The sequence below is a fragment of the Kocuria rhizophila genome, assembly GCF_003667225.1.
Taxonomy (GTDB): Bacteria; Actinomycetota; Actinomycetes; order Actinomycetales; family Micrococcaceae; genus Kocuria; species Kocuria rhizophila.
On sequence record NZ_RCOM01000053.1, the window covers coordinates 1 to 17628 of the forward strand.

A 17628-nucleotide genomic window follows, 5' to 3' on the forward strand; every position below is an offset into this window, starting at 1 on the left:
CGCCGGGACCGCGCCTGGCCGATCGAGGTGGCCCGGCGGCGTCGTCCCCGGGGCGTGGCGCGGGGCGGCCGCGCTCAGGCGGGGCGGGTGAAGGCCAACCACATGGTGGGGATGACCTGCTGGGCGCCGCGCCCCGTGCCGCCCATGGCCATGTGGTCCGTGAGCTGGCCGGAGTAGCTGGTGAGCAGCATGCGGGCCACGTCCCCCGGGGGCACGGTGAACTCGAGGTGCTGGGTGGCGGCCACCCGCACGAGCGCCTGCTCGATGGCCCGGTACACCCGCTCCCGGATGGGGGCCATGCGCTCGCGCACCTCCGGCGAGCGGAACGCCGCGATGGACAGCTCCACCCGCAGGGCCTGCTGGTTCACGTTCGCCACCTGGTCCGTGACGCCCTCGATGATGCGGGTCACCACCTGGTCCACGTCCAGGCCCGAGCCCAGCCAGTGGTCCAGCTGCGACCCCAGGGTCTCCTCCAGCTGGGCTGCGAGGTCGTCGAACGCGAGGATTGCGAGCTCCCGCTTGGACTCGAAGTTGGAGTAGAAGGCCCCGCGCGTGAACCCGGCGGCCGCGCACAGGTCGTTCACGGAGGCGCCGTCGATGCCCTGCTGGGCGAACACGGCCGGGGCGGAGCGGATCAGTTTGAGCCGCGTAGCACTGCGGGAACGTCTGTCCGGCGCGGCCTCGGGTGTGGCAGTGTCACTCCCGAGGGGCTGCCCGCCCCTCCCGAGACCGGCAGTGGGTGCGGCGGGTTCTTCTGTCTGGTTGCTCACGTGTCCCTCGGTTCGTCTTCCCTTCTCGATACATCAGTGTATCGTGTTCACGAATCCCAATACATTCGTGTATCCCCCTGTGCCAGGAGAAACCGGTGACACCCAAACACGCACCCGCCCACTCGTTCCGGGCCCGACTCGGCCGGCCGTTCGGCCAGTTCGGGTTCTGGCTGCTGCCCATGCTCGCCATCATCGCGGTGGGGGTGATCGGCACCGCCCTGTACCTGGGCGGGCTGTCCAGCCCCGACAAGAACTTCAAGGAGTTCCCCATTGCCGTGATCAACCAGGACAAGGGCGCTGAGGTGCCCCAGGCCAACGGCAAGACCACCCAGGAGAACCTGGGCACGGACCTCGTGAGCGAGTTCGTGGACAAGGCCGCGGAGGACGACAAGATCGACCTGCGCGAGCTGAGCATGGACGAGGCCAAGGAGCAGCTGGACCGCGGTGAGCTCTACGCGGCCGTGGTGGTCCCCGAGAGCTTCTCCGAGGACACCGTGAGCCTGATCGAGGGCTCCCTCACCGAGGGCAACGCCGCCCGCCCCGAGGTCACGGTCTACACCGATCCGCAGGCCGGCTCCCTGGGCACTCGACTGGCCACGGGCGCCGTCGAGCCCGGGGTGCAGGAGGCCAGCAAGGCGCTCGGCGAGCAGCTCACGGAGTCCGTGGCTCCCGCCGAGGACGCGGCCTACAACATGGTGCTGCAGCAGCTGCAGCAGAGCCAGAAGCAGCAGTCCGAGCAGCTCTCCCGCCAGGCCGCCCAGGGTGGCCCCGAGGTGCAGCAGTTCGCGCAGCAGGTGCAGAAGTCCCAGGAGGGCTCCGCCGAGCAGATCGCCAAGGAACTCGCCCCCACCGTCAGCTCGGTGGCCAAGGACACCCTCAAGGACCCCGTGAACATGGTGTCCAAGGCCTACAACGACCTCCCGGACGGCACCGCCCTGGGCATGAGCGCGTTCTACTACTCCATCCTGCTCCTGGTGGTGGGCTTCTCCGGCTCCGTGGCGCTGAACCTGCTCATGGACGGCCGGATGGGCATGGCGCCCTTCGAGATGGGCCCCTTCTTCAAGGACTACCCCCGCGCGGTGCTGCCCCGTCCGGTGGGCTTCCTCATGAAGTGGCTGACCTTCGTGGTGGCCGCCCTGCCCGCGTCCGCGCTGATGATGTGGGTGGCCTCCGCCGTGGGCATGCCCGTGCCCCACGGCTTCCTGGTGTTCCTGCTCGGGTGGCTCGCGATGTCCACGGTCTCCGCGATCGTGCTGGCACTGATCTCCGTGGGCGGCAGCGTGGGCATGCTCCTGTGCCTCGTGTACCTGGTGTTCATGGGCCTGCCCTCCGCGGGCGCCGTGGTGCCGCTCGAGGCCGTGCCGGGCTTCTTCCGGGCCATCGCCCCGTTCGAGCCGCTGCACCACATCTTCACGTCCGTGCGCTCCGCGCTGTTCTTCGACGCGATCCCGGAGGCGGGCCTGACCACGGGCGTGATCGGGCTGTCCATCATGCTGGTGGTCGCCCTCCTGGTGGGTCTGCTCGGCGGCTGGGCGTACGACAAGCGGGTGGGGCTGCGCGGTGCCGACGGCCCGGCCAAGCACAGTGCCGACGCCGCGGTGGCCCCCTCGGAGAAACCCCTCCCCAAGAGTGCGGATAACCCCTCCGTCCCGATCGGTGCGTCAGAATAGGCTGGGAGCACACACAGGACGTCGGCCACGCAGGCCCTTGCAACGACACCGATGGAGACCAGATGAGCAACGAACCGCAGCAGCCGCGCCCCGACTACCGTTCCGGAGCCACCGGTGGCGAGCATGCTTCGGCCCCGCGTGAGCCGGGTTCGGCCGACGCCCGCGGCGCCGGCGAGCAGGGTTGGACGCAGCACCAGGGCCAGCAGGGGTACATTCCGAACCAGGGTGCCCCGCGCTACTCGCAGCCGCAGGGCGGACAGCCGCAGGGCGAGCCCCGCTACGCGCAGAACCCCGGCGGCCAGGGGCGGCCCCAGGGTGATCCCCGCTACGCGCAGAACGCCGGGGGCGCTCCGTACGCACCGCACCAGGGGTACGCGCAGAACCCCGGTGGCTACCAGGGCGACCCCCGCTACGCCCAGCAGCCGGGCGGGTACCCCGCGGGCGCCCGCGGCCCTCAGGACGACGAGAAGACCGTGGCGGTGCTGACCCACCTGTCCAGCCCGATCGCCGCGATCATCTCCGTGGGCTGGCTGAGCTTCCTGGGTCCGCTGATCGTCTGGTTCATCTACAAGGACAAGAGCCCGTTCCTGCGCCAGGCCGCGGCGGGGGCGTTCAACTTCAACGTGTCCCTGTGGCTGCTCAACCTGATCGGCTGGATCTGCGTGTTCACGGTGGTGCTGTCCCCGCTCGGCTTCCTGCTGATCGCGGCGTACTGGATCATGCTGTTCGTGTTCCACATCATCGCGGCGGTCAAGGCCGGGGGCGGCAAGGCCTACCGGTACCCCATGCAGCTGCCCATCCTGCGCTGATCCCACCGCGCCGCCCGCTCCGAGCGCCCGCGGCCCGTTCCCCTCGAACCGCCCGGGGAAGCCTCATGGCTTCCCCGGGCGGTTCGTGCGTGTGGTGGGTCTGGCACTGGGCAGATTGTTGAACAACCTGTAGTGTGCAGTGGTCAGCCGCCGTGTGGCTCTGCTCACACCGACCCAGGGATGGATCCATGGCCTCTGCCTCACCACAGCCGCACGACCCCGTGCCGCACGACTCCGCGCCCCACCGCGACTCCGTGTCGCACCCCGACCTCGAGACGACGGCCCCGGGTGCCATGGCCGCGCAGGGTGCCCCCAAGAACTCCGGTCACCGCAGCGCCCTGCTGGGTGCCATGTTCCTCATGGCCACCAGCGCGATCGGCCCGGGATTCATCACCCAGACCACGGTGTTCACGGTGCAGCTGGGCGCCGCGTTCGCCTTTGCGATCCTGGTGTCCATCCTGGTGGACATCGCCGTGCAGCTGAACGTGTGGCGGGTCATCGGCGTCTCGGGCATGCGGGCCCAGGAGCTGGCCAACCAGGTGCTCCCCGGAGCCGGGTACGTCCTGGCCGCGCTCGTTTTCCTCGGTGGTGCGGTGTTCAACATCGGCAACATCGCGGGAACCGGGCTGGGACTCAATGCCATGCTGGGCATGGATCCCAAGCTCGGCGGGGCCATCTCGGCCGTGATCGCCATCCTGGTCTTCCTGTCCAAGCGCGCGGGCCTCGCCCTGGACCGGATCGTGGTGGCGCTGGGCGCCGTCATGATCCTCATGATGCTGTACGTGGCCATCGTGGCGGCACCCCCGGTGGGTGAGGCGCTCAAGAACACCGTGATGCCGGGGGAAGTGGACTTCCTGGTCATCACCACGCTCATCGGCGGCACCGTGGGCGGGTACATCACGTACTCCGGCGCCCACCGCATGATCGACTCCGGCGTCACCGGAGTGGACAGCGTCCGTGAGATCACCCGCACGTCCGTGCTGGGCATCCTGGTCACGTGCGTCATGCGCGTTCTGCTGTTCCTGGCGATCTTCGGGGTGGTCGCGAGCGGCGTGGCGCTGGCCGGGGACAACATGGCCGCGGACGCCTTCCGGGCCGCCGCCGGGGAAATCGGCGTGCGGATCTTCGGAGTGGTGCTCTGGGCCGCCGCCCTGACCTCCGTGATCGGCGCCGCGTTCACCTCCATCTCCTTCGTCACCTCCTCCACGGGCAGCCCCCGCACGCGCAACCTGCTCACGGTGGGCTTCATCCTGGCGTGCGGAGTGATCTACCTGGTGCTGGGCCAGGCCCCGCAGACGCTGCTGGTCTTCGCGGGCGCGTTCAACGGCCTCATCCTCCCGTTCGGCTTCGCGATCCTGCTGTGGGTGGGCTGGCGCCGCCGGGACCTGCTGCAGGGCTACCGCTATCCCGGGTGGCTGCTGGTCGTGGGTCTGATCGCGTGGGTGCTCTCCGTGTTCCTCGCCGTCAACTCCCTGGCCGGGCTCTCCAAGCTCTGGGCCTGAGACCCCCGGACAGGACAGGGCGCGCACTGATGGAGACCACGCTGACCCCCGCCCAGGCTCGGGAGCGCTTCCGAGCGGGACTCGTGCGCCCCACCGCGGGCATGGCCCCGGGCCACGCCCAGGCGAACCTCGTGATCGTGCCGCGGGAGCTGGCGTTCGACGTGCTGCTCTTCGCGCAGCGCAACCCCAAGCCGTGCCCCGTGCTGGGTGTCCTGGACGCGGGGGAGACCACGGGTCCGTTGCTGGCCGGCGGGGACATTCGCACGGACGTGCCGCAGTACGTGGTCTACGAGAACGGCGTGGAGGTGGACCGCCCCACGGACATCACCCCGTACTGGCGGGAGGACCTGGTCACGCTCATGCTGGGCTGCTCGTTCACGTTCGAGGACGCGCTGCAGGCGCACGGCATCCGCCTGGCCCACATCGACCAGGGTGCCAACGTCCCGATGTACCGCACCTCGCGGCGTTGCGAGCCGGCGGGGCGGCTGTCCGGGCCGCTCGTGGTGTCCATGCGGCCGGTCCCGGCGGCACAGGTGGCGGACGCCGTGCGGATCACCTCCCGCTACCCGGCCGTCCACGGCGCGCCCGTGCAGGTGGGGAACCCCGGGGCGCTGGGGATCGCGGACCTGGGGTCACCGGACTTCGGCGACGCCGTGCGGATCGCCCCCGGCGAGCTCCCCGTGTTCTGGGCGTGCGGGGTCACTCCGCAGGCTGCGGTGATGGAGTCGGCTCCGCCGTTCGCGATCACCCACGCCCCGGGTCACATGCTCGTTACCGACGCCCGGGACGCCGACTACCAGGTGCCCTGACGGGGCGCGGAGGCGAGGGGACCGTGCCCTGGCTCACCCCCGGGGTGGTCCACTCTGCGGGGCACATCTCTGCGGGGCACACCGACAGCAGCCCCGACCGGCGGTGTCGCGGGGTTCTCCGGTGACGCCCGCGGCGGGTCGTCGGAGGACCTGGCCGGCCGACCTCACCCGAGCCGGGTGAGGATCTCGTCCCGCGCCGCGCCCAGGGAGTCCCGCAGCAGCTCTGCCGCGTGGCTCCGGTGGCCGGACTCCAGCGCGGCGAGCACCTCGGCGTTGCGCACGGCGTAGCGCGCGTGGAACTCCCGGTCCTCGAGCATCGCGTGGAACACCAGGCGCATTCTGGCCAGGGCACGGTCCATGTCCCGGAGCAGCGCGGGCGACCCCGCGGCTTCCACGAGGCACCGGTGGAACCGCTGGTTCGCGTCCGCCATGCCGGCCACGTCCGCGCCGTCCCGCGCCGTCAGGGCCGCGGCGACGATCGAGCGGAGGCGCGTCAGCAGCCCCGCGTCCACGGTTCCCCACAGCACCGCCCCGGACTCGGGGATGCTCCGAGCGGCATAGAGGTCGCGGACGTCGTCCGCGGTGGGCCGCGCCACGAAAACGCCCCGGTGGGGGATCCGCAGCACGAGCCCCTCCGCCGCGAGCATCGCGAAGCACTCCCGCAGGGTGTTGCGGGAGATCCCGAGCTCGGCGGCCACGGCGTGCTCGGACAGCTTCGCGCCCGGGGGCAGCGCGCCGTCGGCGATCCGCGTCCGCAGCAGGGCGGCGGCATGGGCGCCGGCCTGGGCCTCTTCCCCTGGCTCGGACGCTCCGGGGTGCGAGGCGGACGGGCCGCTCACGCGATCTCCCCGAGCGTCTGTCCCGCGCGCACGGCGTCGCCCTCGGACACGTCCCCGCGGCGCAGGGTTCCGGAGCGGTGGGCCTTCACGGGGGTTTCCATCTTCATGGCCTCGACCACCAGCACCGGCTGGCCCTCCGTGACGTCCTCGCCGTCCTGTGCGAGCCAGGTGACCACCGTGCCGTTCATGGGGGCGGTGAGCGCGGTCCCGTCCTCCGCGTCCGACGACGCCGCCGCGCCGCCCTGTCCCGTCTCTCCCGGAGTCCCGCCTCCGCCGTGGAGCAGGGCCTGTGCGAGGTGCGCGGGCAGGCCCACCCGCACTGCACGCCCGTCCACCTCGAGCGTGAACGTGGTGCGCCGGGCGGCCTCGGGGTCGAGGTGGGGTGAGGTCTCGAGGTCCTGCGCGAACTCGTCCTCGATCCAGGTGGTGTAGACGCCCAGCTGGTCGGTGGAGGTGAACGCGGGCTCCTCCAGCACGGCGCGGTGGAACGGCACCACGGTGGGCAGTCCGCGGATCGACAGCTCGCGCAGCGCCGCGCGGGAGCGCACCACGGCCTGGGCCCGGTCCTCGCCCCACACGATGAGCTTGGCGAGCAGCGAGTCGTACTCGGCGGGGACCACGGATCCGGTGCGCACGCCGGTGTCCACGCGCACACCCGCGCCCGTGGGGGCCTCGAACGCCTCCACCGTGCCCGGGGTGGGGAGGAACCCCAGTGCGGGGTCCTCCGCGTTGAGCCGGAACTCGATCGCGTGGCCGCGCGGGGCGGGATCCTCGGTGGTGCTCAGCGGCAGGCCCTCGGCCACGCGGAACTGCTCGCGCACCAGGTCCACTCCGGCGGTCGCCTCGGTCACGGGGTGCTCCACCTGCAGGCGCGTGTTGACCTCCAGGAAAGAGATCAGCCCGTCCGGTGCCACGAGGTACTCCACCGTGCCCGCACCGGTGTACCCGGCCTCGCGGCAGATGGCCCGCGCGGACTCGTGCAGCGTGGTGCGCTGCTCGTCCGTGAGGAACGGCGCCGGGGCCTCCTCCACGAGCTTCTGGTGGCGGCGCTGCAGCGAGCAGTCGCGCGTGCCCATGACCACCACGTTGCCGTGGGTGTCCGCCACCACCTGGGCCTCCACATGGCGCGGGCGGTCCAGGAACCGCTCCACGAAGCACTCCCCGCGCCCGAAGGCGGCGGTGGCCTCGCGCACGGCGGCGTCGAACGCCGATTCCACCTCGGAGAGCTCCCGGGCGATGCGCATCCCGCGTCCGCCACCGCCGAAGGCCGCCTTGATGGCGATCGGCAGCCCGTGCTCCTCCGCGAACGCGCGGGCCTCGGCGGCGTCGGCCACCGGGCCGTCGGTTCCGGGGACGAGCGGCGCCCCGGCGCGTACGGCGATCTCCCGCGCGGTGACCTTGTTACCGAGCGCCTCGATGACGTCCGCGCTCGGGCCGATCCACGTGAGACCGGCGGTCACGACGGCGCGCGCGAAGTCGGCGTTCTCCGACAGGAACCCGTAGCCCGGGTGCACAGCGTCGGCCCCGCAGCGTTCCGCCACGGCCAGCACGGCGGGGATGCTGAGGTAGGTGTCGGCGGAGGAGGAGCCGGGGAGGGCATATGCTTCATCGGCCATGTGGACGTGCATCGCTTCCGCGTCCGGCTCGGAGTACACGGCCACCGAGCTGAGCCCGGCGTCCGCGCACGCGCGGGCCACGCGCACAGCGATCTCCCCGCGGTTGGCGATCAGAACCTTCTTCATGGGGTGTCTCCTGACGTGGGTTGCTCCGCGGGGGTCGTCGCGGTGGGTGTGGTGGGGGCCGTCGTGGGCTCCTGGGCGCTGAGCTCGTCCTCGGGGGATGCCGGCCCGGGACGATCGTCCGGCACCACTGCATGGTTCGGCGCACTGTTCGGCGCAGTGGGGAGCGCAGGGTCGGCGGGCGGGTGCGGAACCGGGTGGAACCGCACCTCGGAGCCGGGCAGCAGCTGCGCGGCGAGGGGGAGGTCCTCCGGGACCACCACCCCGATCACGGGGTACCCGCCCGTGACGGGGTGGTCCGCGAGGAACAGCACGGGCACCCCGGAGTGGGGAACCTGCAGGGAACCGGTGACCACGCCCTCGCTCGCGAGCTCGCCGTCGCGGCCTCGTTCGAGACCGCCGTCCTGCGGGGTCTCGAAGCGCACGCCCACGCGGTTGGACTCGCTGCTCACGCGCCACGTCCGCTCCGCCAGGGCGGCGCGGGACGCGGGGGTGAACCAGTCCTCGCGCGGGCCCGGAACCACGCGGAGCACCGTGGTCTCGTCCGCCGCGGGGAGGCGCACCGCGGGCTCCTCGGCGTGGCCCACGGCTCGGCCGGCTGCCGCCGGACGCACCGGCAGCACGTCGCCGGCGGTCAGCGGCGCGGGGCCGATCCCGGACATCACGTCCGTGGCACGGCTGCCGAGCACCGGGGTCGTGTCGAGACCTCCGGAGACCGCGAGGTAGCTGCGGAGCCCCGCGCTCGGGGTGCCCAGGGTGAGGCGCTCGCCGTCGTACAGGGCGAACGGTGTGCAGAACGGGGCGGCGCGCTCGGTCTCCCCGCCGGTGATCCGGGCGTCCACGGGCGCCCCGGTCAGGGCGAGCACGTGGTGGTTGCGGGCCGTGAGTCGCAGCCCGCCCATCGTGACCTCGAGGACTGCCTCGGAGGTCGCACTGCCCACGATCCGGTTGGCCTGCATGACGGAGGCGCGGTCTGCCGCACCGGACGCCACCACGCCCAGGTCCCCCAGCCCGGGACGGCCCAGGTCCTGGACCAGGGTCTGCATCCCGGGGTCCTCGACCACCAGGGCGTGCCCACCGTGGTCAGCGAGGGAGCCATCCGCCGCGCTGATGGGGTCCAGACCGTCGGCGTGCTCACGGCCGGACGTGTCGCAGCCCTGGCCCGCGGTGTCCTGGCCCGGGCCGTCCCCCGATTGAACGACGGGAGCCGAGTCCCCGGGGAGCTGCGGGTCGCCGCGCAGGTCCGGGGCGGCGTCGTCGGCCAGAGTCACGAGCTCGCGCACGGCGCGGTAGCGCACGGTGTCCCCGGGGCGGATCAGCGCGGGGGAGTCCCGGTGGGTGTCCCACAGGACCGCGTCCGTGCGCCCGATCAGCTGCCACCCGCCCGGTGAGCGCTGGGGGTAGATCGCGGAGAAGACGCCCGCGAGCGCCACGGCCCCCGCGGGCACGGCGGTGCGGGGGGTGTCCCGGCGGGGGACGTCCAGGGGGTTGCCCGGTGCGCTGAGGTACGCGAAGCCGGGGGCGAAGCCGCCGAACGCGGCGGTCCACTCCGCGCCGGTGTGGGTGTCCACCACGCCCTGCTCGCTGAGCCCGGTGAGCCGGGCGACCTCGGCGAGGTCGGCGCCGTCGTAGGCCACGGGGATCTCCACGGTCTTGCCCCCGGCCTCCCGCTTCTCGCGGGGTTGGGCGGTGGCGACGCCGCTCGCGGCCTTCCGCGCCGACCGTGCGTCCGTGAAGGTCACCAGCACGGTGCGGGCGGCGGCAATCACGTCCGTCTGCCCGGCGAACGGGTGCGCGGTGAGGTGGGCGTGCCAGCGCACGACGTCGGCGAGTTCGCCGCAGTCGAGCAGGAACGCGTGGGTTCCGGCCCAGCGCAGCTCCGGGGCCGGGCGGACCTCGGCGGACGAGGAGGGAACCGTTCCCGTTGTGCCAGGGCGGGCCATCTGCCGGACGCCCGCTCCCTGCGCGGGGCGGGGTGCCTGTTCGGGGTGCGGTGCGCTCATGCGAAGGACCGGACGGTGATCCCGGCGCGGTCGAGGCCCGCGCGGACCTCGGCGGCCATGGCGGCGGCGCCGGGGGTGTCCCCGTGCACGCAGATGCTCTCCGCGTGGATCCGCACGGTGGAGCCGTCCACCGCGGTGAGCGTGCCGTCCTCGGCCAGGCGCACCATGCGCTCGGTGACCTGGGCGGCGTCGTGCAGCACCGCACCCGGGTCCCGCCGGGAGACCAGCGTGCCCTCGGGGGTGTAGCCGCGGTCCGCGAACGCCTCCGGCACGGCGCGCAGCCCGGCCTTTTCCGCCGCGCGCAGGGCCACGGAGCCGGGCAGCAGGAGCAGGGGGAGGTCCCCGCCGAAGGCCTTCACGGCGTCCACCACGGCCTGGGCGTGGGCCTCTTGGTGCACGATCGTGTTGTAGAGGGCGCCGTGGGGTTTGACGTAGCGCACGGTGGTGCCCGCGGCGCGGGCCACGGCCTCGAGCGCGCCCAGCTGGTACAGGACGTCGTCCGCGAGCTCGGTGGGGGAGCAGTCCAGGAAACGGCGGCCGAAGCCCGCGAGGTCCCGGTAGGCCACGTGCGCTCCCACCGTGACCCCGGCGGCCACGGCGTCCCGGCAGGTCTGCGCCATCACGGAGGGGTCCCCCGCGTGGAAGCCGCAGGCCACGTTGGCGCTGGAGACGGAGCGGAAGATGGCGGCGTCGTCCCCCATGCCCCAGGCGCCGAACGACTCGCCCACGTCGCTGTTCAGATCCATGACCGTCATGCGTGACCTCCGTCTCATCGGGTGTGACCCCCCAGCATGCCCGATGCGCCGCGGATTGTTCAACAATCCACCCCGGAATATTTCTCCGGGGCGCCGCATTACAGAGGTAGTTCAAATTTGAAGCACCAGGGCGGGCGACGGTCCCGTCGCGAAGGAGGCAGGCACCATGCAACTCGGAGTCTTCACCATCGGGGACGTCACCCAGGACCCCACCACGGGCCGCACGCCCACTGAGAACGAGCGCATCAAGGCCACGGTGGCAATCGCCCGCAAGGCGGAGGAGCTGGACATGGACGTGTTCGCCACCGGCCAGCACCACAACCCGCCGTTCGTGGCCCCCGCGAACCCGCCCGTGCTCATGGCGGCGGTCGCGGCGCAGACCGAGCGGATCCAGCTGTCCACGGCCACCACGCTGATCACCACCACGGACCCCGTGCGGATCGCGGAGGACTACGCGTACGTCCAGCACCTCGCGGACGGTCGCGTGGACCTGACCATGGGCCGCGGCAACACCGGCCCGGTCTACCCGTGGTTCGGCAAGGACATCCGCCAGGGTATCCCGCTGGCCGTGGAGAACTACCAGCTGCTGCACCGGCTGTGGCGCGAGGAGGACGTGAACTTCTCCGGGCGCTTCCGCACGCCGCTGCAGGGCTTCACATCCACCCCGCGACCCCTGGACGACGTCCCGCCGTTCGTGTGGCACGGCTCCATCCGCTCCCCGGAGATCCCGGAGCAGGCCGCGTTCTACGGGGACGGGTTCTTCCACAACAACATCTTCTGGAACAAGGAGCACACCGAGCGCATGGTGGCGTTCTACCGGCAGCGCTACGAGTACTACGGCCACGGCTCCGCGGACCAGGCGATCGTGGGCCTGGGCGGGCAGGTGTTCATGGCCAGGAACTCGCAGGACGCGGTGCGCCGGTTCCGGCCGTTCTTCGACAACGCGCCGGTGTACGGCCACGGGCCCTCGCTGGAGTCCTTCATGGAGCAGACGCCGCTGACCGTGGGCTCGCCCCAGCAGGTCATCGAGCGCACCCTCTCCTTCCGGGAGTACGCGGGCGACTACCAGCGCCAGCTGTTCCTGGTGGACCACGCGGGCCTGCCGTTCAAGGACGTCCTGGAGCAGATGGACTTCCTGGGAGAGGAGGTCTTCCCGGTGCTGCGCAAAGAGTTCGACGCCGCCCGGCCGGCCCACGTGCCGGAGGCCCCCACCCACGCGTCCCTCGTGGCGCGCCACGCGGCGGGGGAGGATCCCATCCCCGGCGGCGGACCGGACTCGCAGGCCGCGAAGGACCGCGCCGCCAAGGACCGCGCCGCCGCGGACGAGGCGGCGTCCCGCCAGGGCGCCGGTGGCACGCAGGGCCCCACCGCGTAGAGCGGCCCACCGGGGCAGACCTCGAGGAGGGCCCGCCCTGCGGAGGGCGGGCCCCGGGCGGCGAGGACGTGCAGCACAGAGAAGACAGGAGAGACATCATGACCGAACACTTGAAGATCACCGTGGTGACCGCGGGCCTGTCCGAGGACGCGTCCACCACGCGTCTGGCACGGGCGATCGCGCAGGTTGCGAGCGGCGTCGTCGCCCGGGGTGGTGAGGAATCCGAGGTGCGCGTGGTGGCCCTGCGGGAGATCGCCCACGGGATCACGGACGCCATGCTGACCGGGACGGCTCCCGCCGCGGTGCAGGACGCGCTGGACGCCGTGCTCACCGCGGACGGGCTGATCGCGGCCACGCCCACCTACAAGGCGAGCTACTCGGGGCTGTTCAAGGCGTTCTTCGACCTCTTCGACGAGGGCGCCCTGGAGAACCTGCCCACCGTGGTGGCCGCGACCGGCGGCTCCCCGCGCCACTCCCTCGTCCTGGACACCGCCCTGCGCCCGCTGTTCAGCTACCTCAAGGCGCTCACCCTGCCCATCGGGGTGTACGCCGCCACGGAGGACTGGGCGGACGCGTCCCTGCAGGCGCGCATCGAGCGGGCCGGGGCGGCGCTCGCCGGCATGCTCGGGGCCGGGGCGACGGGGCACGACGCCGCCGGGCCGGGTCCCGCGGACGGCACCGGTTCCGGGGCCACGGGGGACGGCGGCTCCGCCACAGTCGATGCCTCCACGGAGTCCGTGGGGGCCCGGCGGAACGCGCCGTCGCGCCCGGATCGTTCCGCGCGGGACGAGTTCGCCGCGGTGCCGAACTTCGAGGACCTGCTGGCGGCGGTGCGAGGATGAGCTCCATGCCCTCAGAAGCACGCCGTCCCGAGGACCGCTCCGAGCCGACCGCCGCGGGGTCGACCACCGGCGCGGAAGGGGCCGATCGCTGGGACACGTGGCGGCTCTACTTCGAGACCACGGCGCGGCTGACGTCCCGGGTGGAGGAGCGTCTCAAGGCCCAGGGCTGCTCGCTCATGGAGTACCAGCTGCTCCTGCTGCTCCACGAGGCTCCCGGGCGCTGCCTGCGCATGGGGGAGCTGGCCCGCCGCCTGGTGTTCTCGCCGTCGCGGCTGAACTACCAGGTCAAGGTGCTGGGCGAGCGGGGCTGGGTGCAGCGGCGTCGTGCGCAGGGCGACGGCCGCGGCTGGGAGGCCGCGCTGACCGCCGAGGGCGCGCAGGCGTTCCGGCGACTGCGCCCGGACCACGCGCGGGACGTGGAGGAGCTCTTCTTCGCCGCGCTCACGCAGGACGACGTCGCCCGGCTGGGAGACATCATGGCTCGCCTGGCGCGGGGGCTGGGGGAGGGGCGGAGCGCCCCGGAACGCCAGTAGTGCGGGAGCCGCGCGCCACCGCGGGCGGTGAGACCGCCGTGGAGGGGTGCCGATGCGGCGGCGGTCAGCCGATCCAGTAGCGGCGGGTCGGGCGGCCGTCCCCGTCCGGGACCACGTTCTCCAGCACCCCGCCGCAGGCCTCGATGGTTGCGGCGGAGGCCGCGTTGTCGTCGGCGCACGTGACCAGTACCCGCTCCACACCGGCCGCGTTCAGGCGCCCCACCGACTGCCGCAGGATCTCCGTGGCGTACCCGCGCCGTCGGAACGCGGGGCCCACGCCGTAGCCCACGTGCCCGCCCACGCGGAGGAGGTGCTCCGTGAGGTCGTACCTGATGGAGGTCCTGCCCACCACCTGCCCGTCCACCTCGGCCAGGAGGTAGTCCGCGCGGACCCGTCCGGGCGGCAGGTTCGTGCCCCGGGACTGTCGTGCCGTGGCCTCCAGGACCTCGTCCCAGCTGCCTCTCTCGAGAAGGAAGTCGAAGTCGTCCCGGCGCAGCTGCTCGTGCAGGGCACGGACCACGGGTTCGTCCTCGGAGGTGAGGTGCCGCAGTGTCAGTGCCATGACGTCATGGTGCCACGGATGCCGTGTGGTGCACCCTCCGTACCGGCTGCGCGGTCAAGGCCCCGGCTGATGGGATGTTCACTCGCTGGAACCGTAGGTGCGGCGGCCCGCGCGCTCGGCGAACTCGTCCAGCGCGGTGAGGACCGCTGGAACCACCCAGACTTTCTGCCCCTTCACCTTGACCGACCGCTCGTGGCGGATCAGTCCCACCGTGGTGAGCTCGTCCACGGTGCGGTAGGCAGTGGCCTTGGGCACTCCACCGATGCTCTCCAGCATCCCCGCGGTGAAAGCGGGTTCGGAGCAGCAGAACCGCGCGACCGCGCGCAAGGACGCCGTCACTCGTCGGCGAGAGTCAAGAACCCTGTCGTGGAACGCTTCGACGTCCGCCATCAGGATCGAGGCGTTGGCCAGCGAGGCCATGGCGGCATCGGAGAAGCACTCGACAATGGCCGTGGGGCGCCCAGCTCGATAGGCGGTGAGAGCTGCGATGTACCCGTCGATGTCGTGCAGCAGTCCCGAAGAGATGGGGACCGTCACGTTGTCGACCACGCCGCGGGCCCGGAGCAGGGAGGACACGATGGCGCGACCGGTGCGCCCGTTTCCGTCCGTGAACGGGTGGATGGTCTCGAACTGCGCGTGCGCGATGGCCGCCTGCACCGTGGGGTCCAGGTCCCGCCGCTGCAGGAACAGCACCAGGTCCTCCACCGCCGCCGGCACGGCTTCGTGTCGTGGTGCCACATAGCTGGCTGTGACCGGGGAGCGGCCTCCGATCCACACCCACTGGTCCCGGAACTCGCCGGCGTCGTCCTGAACCCCGACGGTGAGTTCGCGGTGCATGCGGCGCACGGCGTCGGCATTCAGGTCGGAAGCGGCATCAATGGCCGCCTGCATGGCGAAGACGTTTCGAGCGACCAGTTCGGCGTTGCCGCCCACGTGCGCACCCACCGCCGCGAGGGAGAGCTTCCTGGCATGCACCGTGAGGTTTTCGATCTGCGAGCTGGTGGCGGATTCGCCACGAAGGAGGACTGCGGAGAACGGCAGGGCAGCCATGCGGTCGGACGTCACCCCGAAGGCTGTCATGGCACGCGTCGCCTCCTGTGCTCTCGCGGCCGCAGCTCCGGCGAGAGCGGGGGTTAGGCGGGCGATCTCCGGCACCACTGCGGCGGTGAAATCTCCTCTGTTCTCCAAAAGTGTGCGGCGCGATGCCATGGGGTCACGGTGGAGCCAGCGGTGGGTTTCCCCTCCGACGGCGGGCCAGCTCGAGGACGTCATGACGGTCCTTTCTCAGAAGAAATCCGCAGATCGTCTCATTAAGCAGCTTAATGAGACGATCCGTGCCCATCTTCCCACTAAGCGCCACTGTTGTGGGACCAACCGTTGCGGACCATGGGACGGGACGTCACGGCCTCCGGGCCAGATGTGCAGTGCAAAACCTCGTGGGACGACCAGGGAGCGTCTGGCCCCCACCCCGTCCCCGTGGCACACTGCCGGTGATGAGGGCGAGCCTCATCCATGACCACGGCAGGGAGAGCACCGTGAGCGACACCCCGCAGACGACGACGCCCGCGCCCGGCAGCGCGCCCGGCGCCGCGGCGTCGTCCCCCGCACAGGCGGCCGACCTCCCCGGCGGCGTGGTCCACGAGCTGCCCGCGGACCTCGCCGAGGCCCTGCTGGCGGAGCCGGAGACCGCCGAGCTGTGGCGCGGGCTGACGCCCCTGGGCCGCAACGAGTTCGTGTGCTGGGTGGAGGACGCCAAGAAGCCCGAGACCCGCGCCCGCCGCATCCGCCGCACGGGCGAGGAGATGCACGAGGGCAAGCGCCGCCCGTGCTGCTGGCCCGGCTGCAAGCACCGGGAGCGCACCGGGCGCTGACACCGGGGCGTCCGTTCCGGCGGCCCCCGTTGCGGTTCAGGCGCCAGAGGCCGCCGGGTCCGAGTGGGTCCTGCGTCGCACACTCTGCCCGCTGACCAGCGGTGATGCCGTTCCAGGCGGGCGCGCGGTCGGCGTCGTCCCCGCCTGGGCGGCACCTCCGAGGGGCTGACGAATGGCGCGAAATGGTGAGCCGCACGACACGATCGGGCGGCGCAGCGCTTAGGCTTCCTCTGTGCACCTCGCGGGTCCTGTGCGGAGTGCGTCATCCTTGCAACCGAGAAAAGGTGTACATCCATGGCCTCGCACCCTTCCGACACCCAGCCTTCCGGCGGGCCGGAGACGCGCGCCCAGTTCGTGGCCGAGCAGGAGGGGTACAGCAAGGGGCTCACCACGCGGCAGATCAACATGATCGCAATCGGCAGCTCGATCGGCACGGGTCTGTTCCTGGGTGCCGGTGGCGGGCTGGCCTCGGCCGGTCCAGCCCTGTTCATCCTGTACGCGGTAGCCGGGTTCTTCGGCTACCTGATCCTGCGGCAGCTGGGCGAGCTGGTGATGCACCGGCCGTCCTCCGGCTCCTTCGTGTCCTACACCCGTGAGTTCTACGGGGAGAAGAGCGCGTACTTCGTGGGGTGGATGTACTGGCTCTCCTGGGCCTCCACCACGGTGGTGGACGCCACCGCCATGGCCATCTACGTCAAGTGGTTCGGGCAGTACAGCCAGTTCATCGCAGACCTGCCGCAGTGGCTGATCGCCGCCGTGGTGCTGGTGGTGGTCATGGCCACCAACCTGATCTCCGTGAAGCTCTTCGGGGAGATGGAGTTCTGGTTCGCGGTGGTGAAGGTCTCCGCGCTGGTGGTGTTCCTGATCGTGGGCATCTGCTTCGTGCTCTTCGGGACCCCCACGGGCGCACCCACCGGGTTCTCTCTGATCAGCGAGAACGGGGGCTTCCTCCCCAACGGTCTGCTGCCCGCGCTCGTGGTCTCGCAGGGTGTGGTCTTCGCGTACTCGGGCATCGAGCTCGTGGGCATCACCGCGGGTGAGACCAAGGATCCGCGCAGCACCATTCCCAAGGCCATCAACACGGTCATCCTGCGCATCGCGCTGTTCTACGTGGGGTCCGTCCTGCTGCTCACGCTGCTGCTGCCCTACACGGCGTACTCCGCGGACGAGTCCCCGTTCGTCACGTTCTTCGACTCCATCGGGATCCAGGGCATCGCGCCCATCATGCAGCTCGTGGTCATCACCGCGGCGCTGTCCTCCCTCAACGCGGGGCTGTACTCCACGGGGCGCATCGTGCATTCCATGGCCATGGCGGGTTCCGCACCCAAGTTCACCGGCAAGATGACCCGCTCGGGTGTTCCGGCGGGCGGCATCCTGCTCACGGTGGGCGTGGGGGCGCTCGGCGTGATCCTCAACTACTACGTCCCGGAGGACGCCTTCAGCATCGTGCTGAACATCTCCGCAATCGGCATCCTGGTGGGCTGGGCGGCCATCACGCTGCCGCACCAGAAGTTCGTGCGCCTCGCCCGGCAGGGCCACTACGAGCGCC

General features: G+C 71.6%; 16 protein-coding genes. 9 read left to right on the forward strand and 7 right to left on the reverse strand.

What is annotated here, in order from left to right:
- Positions 1-74: 74 nt before the first annotated feature.
- Positions 75-770, reverse strand: coding sequence for a TetR/AcrR family transcriptional regulator (locus D9R02_RS08085; RefSeq protein ID WP_047979064.1), 696 nt, complete (start codon positions 768-770; stop codon positions 75-77).
- Between the two features lie 95 nt (positions 771-865).
- Between D9R02_RS08085 and D9R02_RS08090 the strand changes: the two genes are divergently transcribed.
- The 4 genes from D9R02_RS08090 (at position 866) to D9R02_RS08105 (ending at position 5560) form a co-directional block, all read left to right on the forward strand.
- Positions 866-2440, forward strand: coding sequence for a DUF3533 domain-containing protein (locus D9R02_RS08090; RefSeq protein ID WP_039102116.1), 1575 nt, complete (start codon positions 866-868; stop codon positions 2438-2440).
- 62 nt (positions 2441-2502) lie between these two features.
- Positions 2503-3249 carry a DUF4870 domain-containing protein gene (locus tag D9R02_RS08095; RefSeq protein ID WP_082019331.1) on the forward strand — a complete coding sequence of 249 codons (747 nt, stop codon included), beginning with the start codon at positions 2503-2505 and terminating at the stop codon, positions 3247-3249.
- Between the two features lie 293 nt (positions 3250-3542).
- Positions 3543-4751 (forward strand): NRAMP family divalent metal transporter, encoded by a 1209-nt coding sequence (locus D9R02_RS08100; protein ID WP_039102135.1) that lies wholly within the window; start codon positions 3543-3545, stop codon positions 4749-4751.
- Positions 4752-4780: 29 nt separating this feature from the next.
- Positions 4781-5560: a putative hydro-lyase gene (locus D9R02_RS08105; RefSeq protein ID WP_019310781.1), complete on the forward strand. Its 780-nt coding sequence runs from the start codon at positions 4781-4783 to the stop codon at positions 5558-5560.
- Between the two features lie 164 nt (positions 5561-5724).
- On the opposite strand, the gene D9R02_RS08110 is transcribed toward D9R02_RS08105, so the two are convergent.
- The 4 genes from D9R02_RS08110 to D9R02_RS08125 are packed head-to-tail and all read right to left on the reverse strand — an operon-like array spanning position 5725 to position 10896.
- Entirely contained in the window at positions 5725-6399 is a 675-nt protein-coding gene (locus D9R02_RS08110) for a GntR family transcriptional regulator (RefSeq protein WP_121566707.1), read from the reverse strand.
- Complete coding sequence (locus tag D9R02_RS08115) at positions 6396-8141, reverse strand: acetyl/propionyl/methylcrotonyl-CoA carboxylase subunit alpha (protein ID WP_019310779.1); 1746 nt, start codon at positions 8139-8141, stop codon at positions 6396-6398. The genes D9R02_RS08110 and D9R02_RS08115 overlap by 4 nt, the downstream gene beginning before the upstream one ends.
- On the reverse strand, positions 8138-10141 hold the full coding sequence (locus tag D9R02_RS08120; protein WP_121566708.1) for a 5-oxoprolinase subunit B/C family protein: 2004 nt from the start codon (positions 10139-10141) through the stop codon (positions 8138-8140). The genes D9R02_RS08115 and D9R02_RS08120 overlap by 4 nt, the downstream gene beginning before the upstream one ends.
- Positions 10138-10896 carry a LamB/YcsF family protein gene (locus D9R02_RS08125; RefSeq protein ID WP_121566709.1) on the reverse strand — a complete coding sequence of 253 codons (759 nt, stop codon included), beginning with the start codon at positions 10894-10896 and terminating at the stop codon, positions 10138-10140. The genes D9R02_RS08120 and D9R02_RS08125 overlap by 4 nt, the downstream gene beginning before the upstream one ends.
- 166 nt (positions 10897-11062) lie before the next feature.
- Between D9R02_RS08125 and D9R02_RS08130 the strand changes: the two genes are divergently transcribed.
- From D9R02_RS08130 to D9R02_RS08140, 3 genes are all read left to right on the forward strand, one after another.
- Positions 11063-12271 (forward strand): LLM class flavin-dependent oxidoreductase, encoded by a 1209-nt coding sequence (locus D9R02_RS08130; RefSeq protein WP_121566710.1) that lies wholly within the window; start codon positions 11063-11065, stop codon positions 12269-12271.
- A gap of 98 nt (positions 12272-12369) precedes the next feature.
- Complete coding sequence (locus D9R02_RS08135; protein WP_121566711.1) at positions 12370-13113, forward strand: CE1759 family FMN reductase; 744 nt, start codon at positions 12370-12372, stop codon at positions 13111-13113.
- Between the two features lie 5 nt (positions 13114-13118).
- Positions 13119-13646 carry a MarR family winged helix-turn-helix transcriptional regulator gene (locus tag D9R02_RS08140; protein ID WP_100205759.1) on the forward strand — a complete coding sequence of 176 codons (528 nt, stop codon included), beginning with the start codon at positions 13119-13121 and terminating at the stop codon, positions 13644-13646.
- A gap of 64 nt (positions 13647-13710) precedes the next feature.
- On the opposite strand, the gene D9R02_RS08145 is transcribed toward D9R02_RS08140, so the two are convergent.
- Positions 13711-14208, reverse strand: coding sequence for a GNAT family N-acetyltransferase (locus D9R02_RS08145; RefSeq protein WP_059281576.1), 498 nt, complete (start codon positions 14206-14208; stop codon positions 13711-13713).
- A gap of 78 nt (positions 14209-14286) precedes the next feature.
- Positions 14287-15288, reverse strand: a complete 1002-nt coding sequence (locus tag D9R02_RS08150) for a Fic family protein (RefSeq protein WP_019310772.1) — start codon at positions 15286-15288, stop codon at positions 14287-14289.
- Between the two features lie 455 nt (positions 15289-15743).
- On the opposite strand from D9R02_RS08150, the gene D9R02_RS08155 reads away from it, so the two are divergent.
- Positions 15744-16079: a YdeI/OmpD-associated family protein gene (locus tag D9R02_RS08155; protein WP_019310771.1), complete on the forward strand. Its 336-nt coding sequence runs from the start codon at positions 15744-15746 to the stop codon at positions 16077-16079.
- A gap of 294 nt (positions 16080-16373) precedes the next feature.
- Positions 16374-17628: amino acid permease (locus D9R02_RS08160; RefSeq protein WP_147435339.1), on the forward strand; the 1255-nt coding region annotated here is incomplete at its 3' end.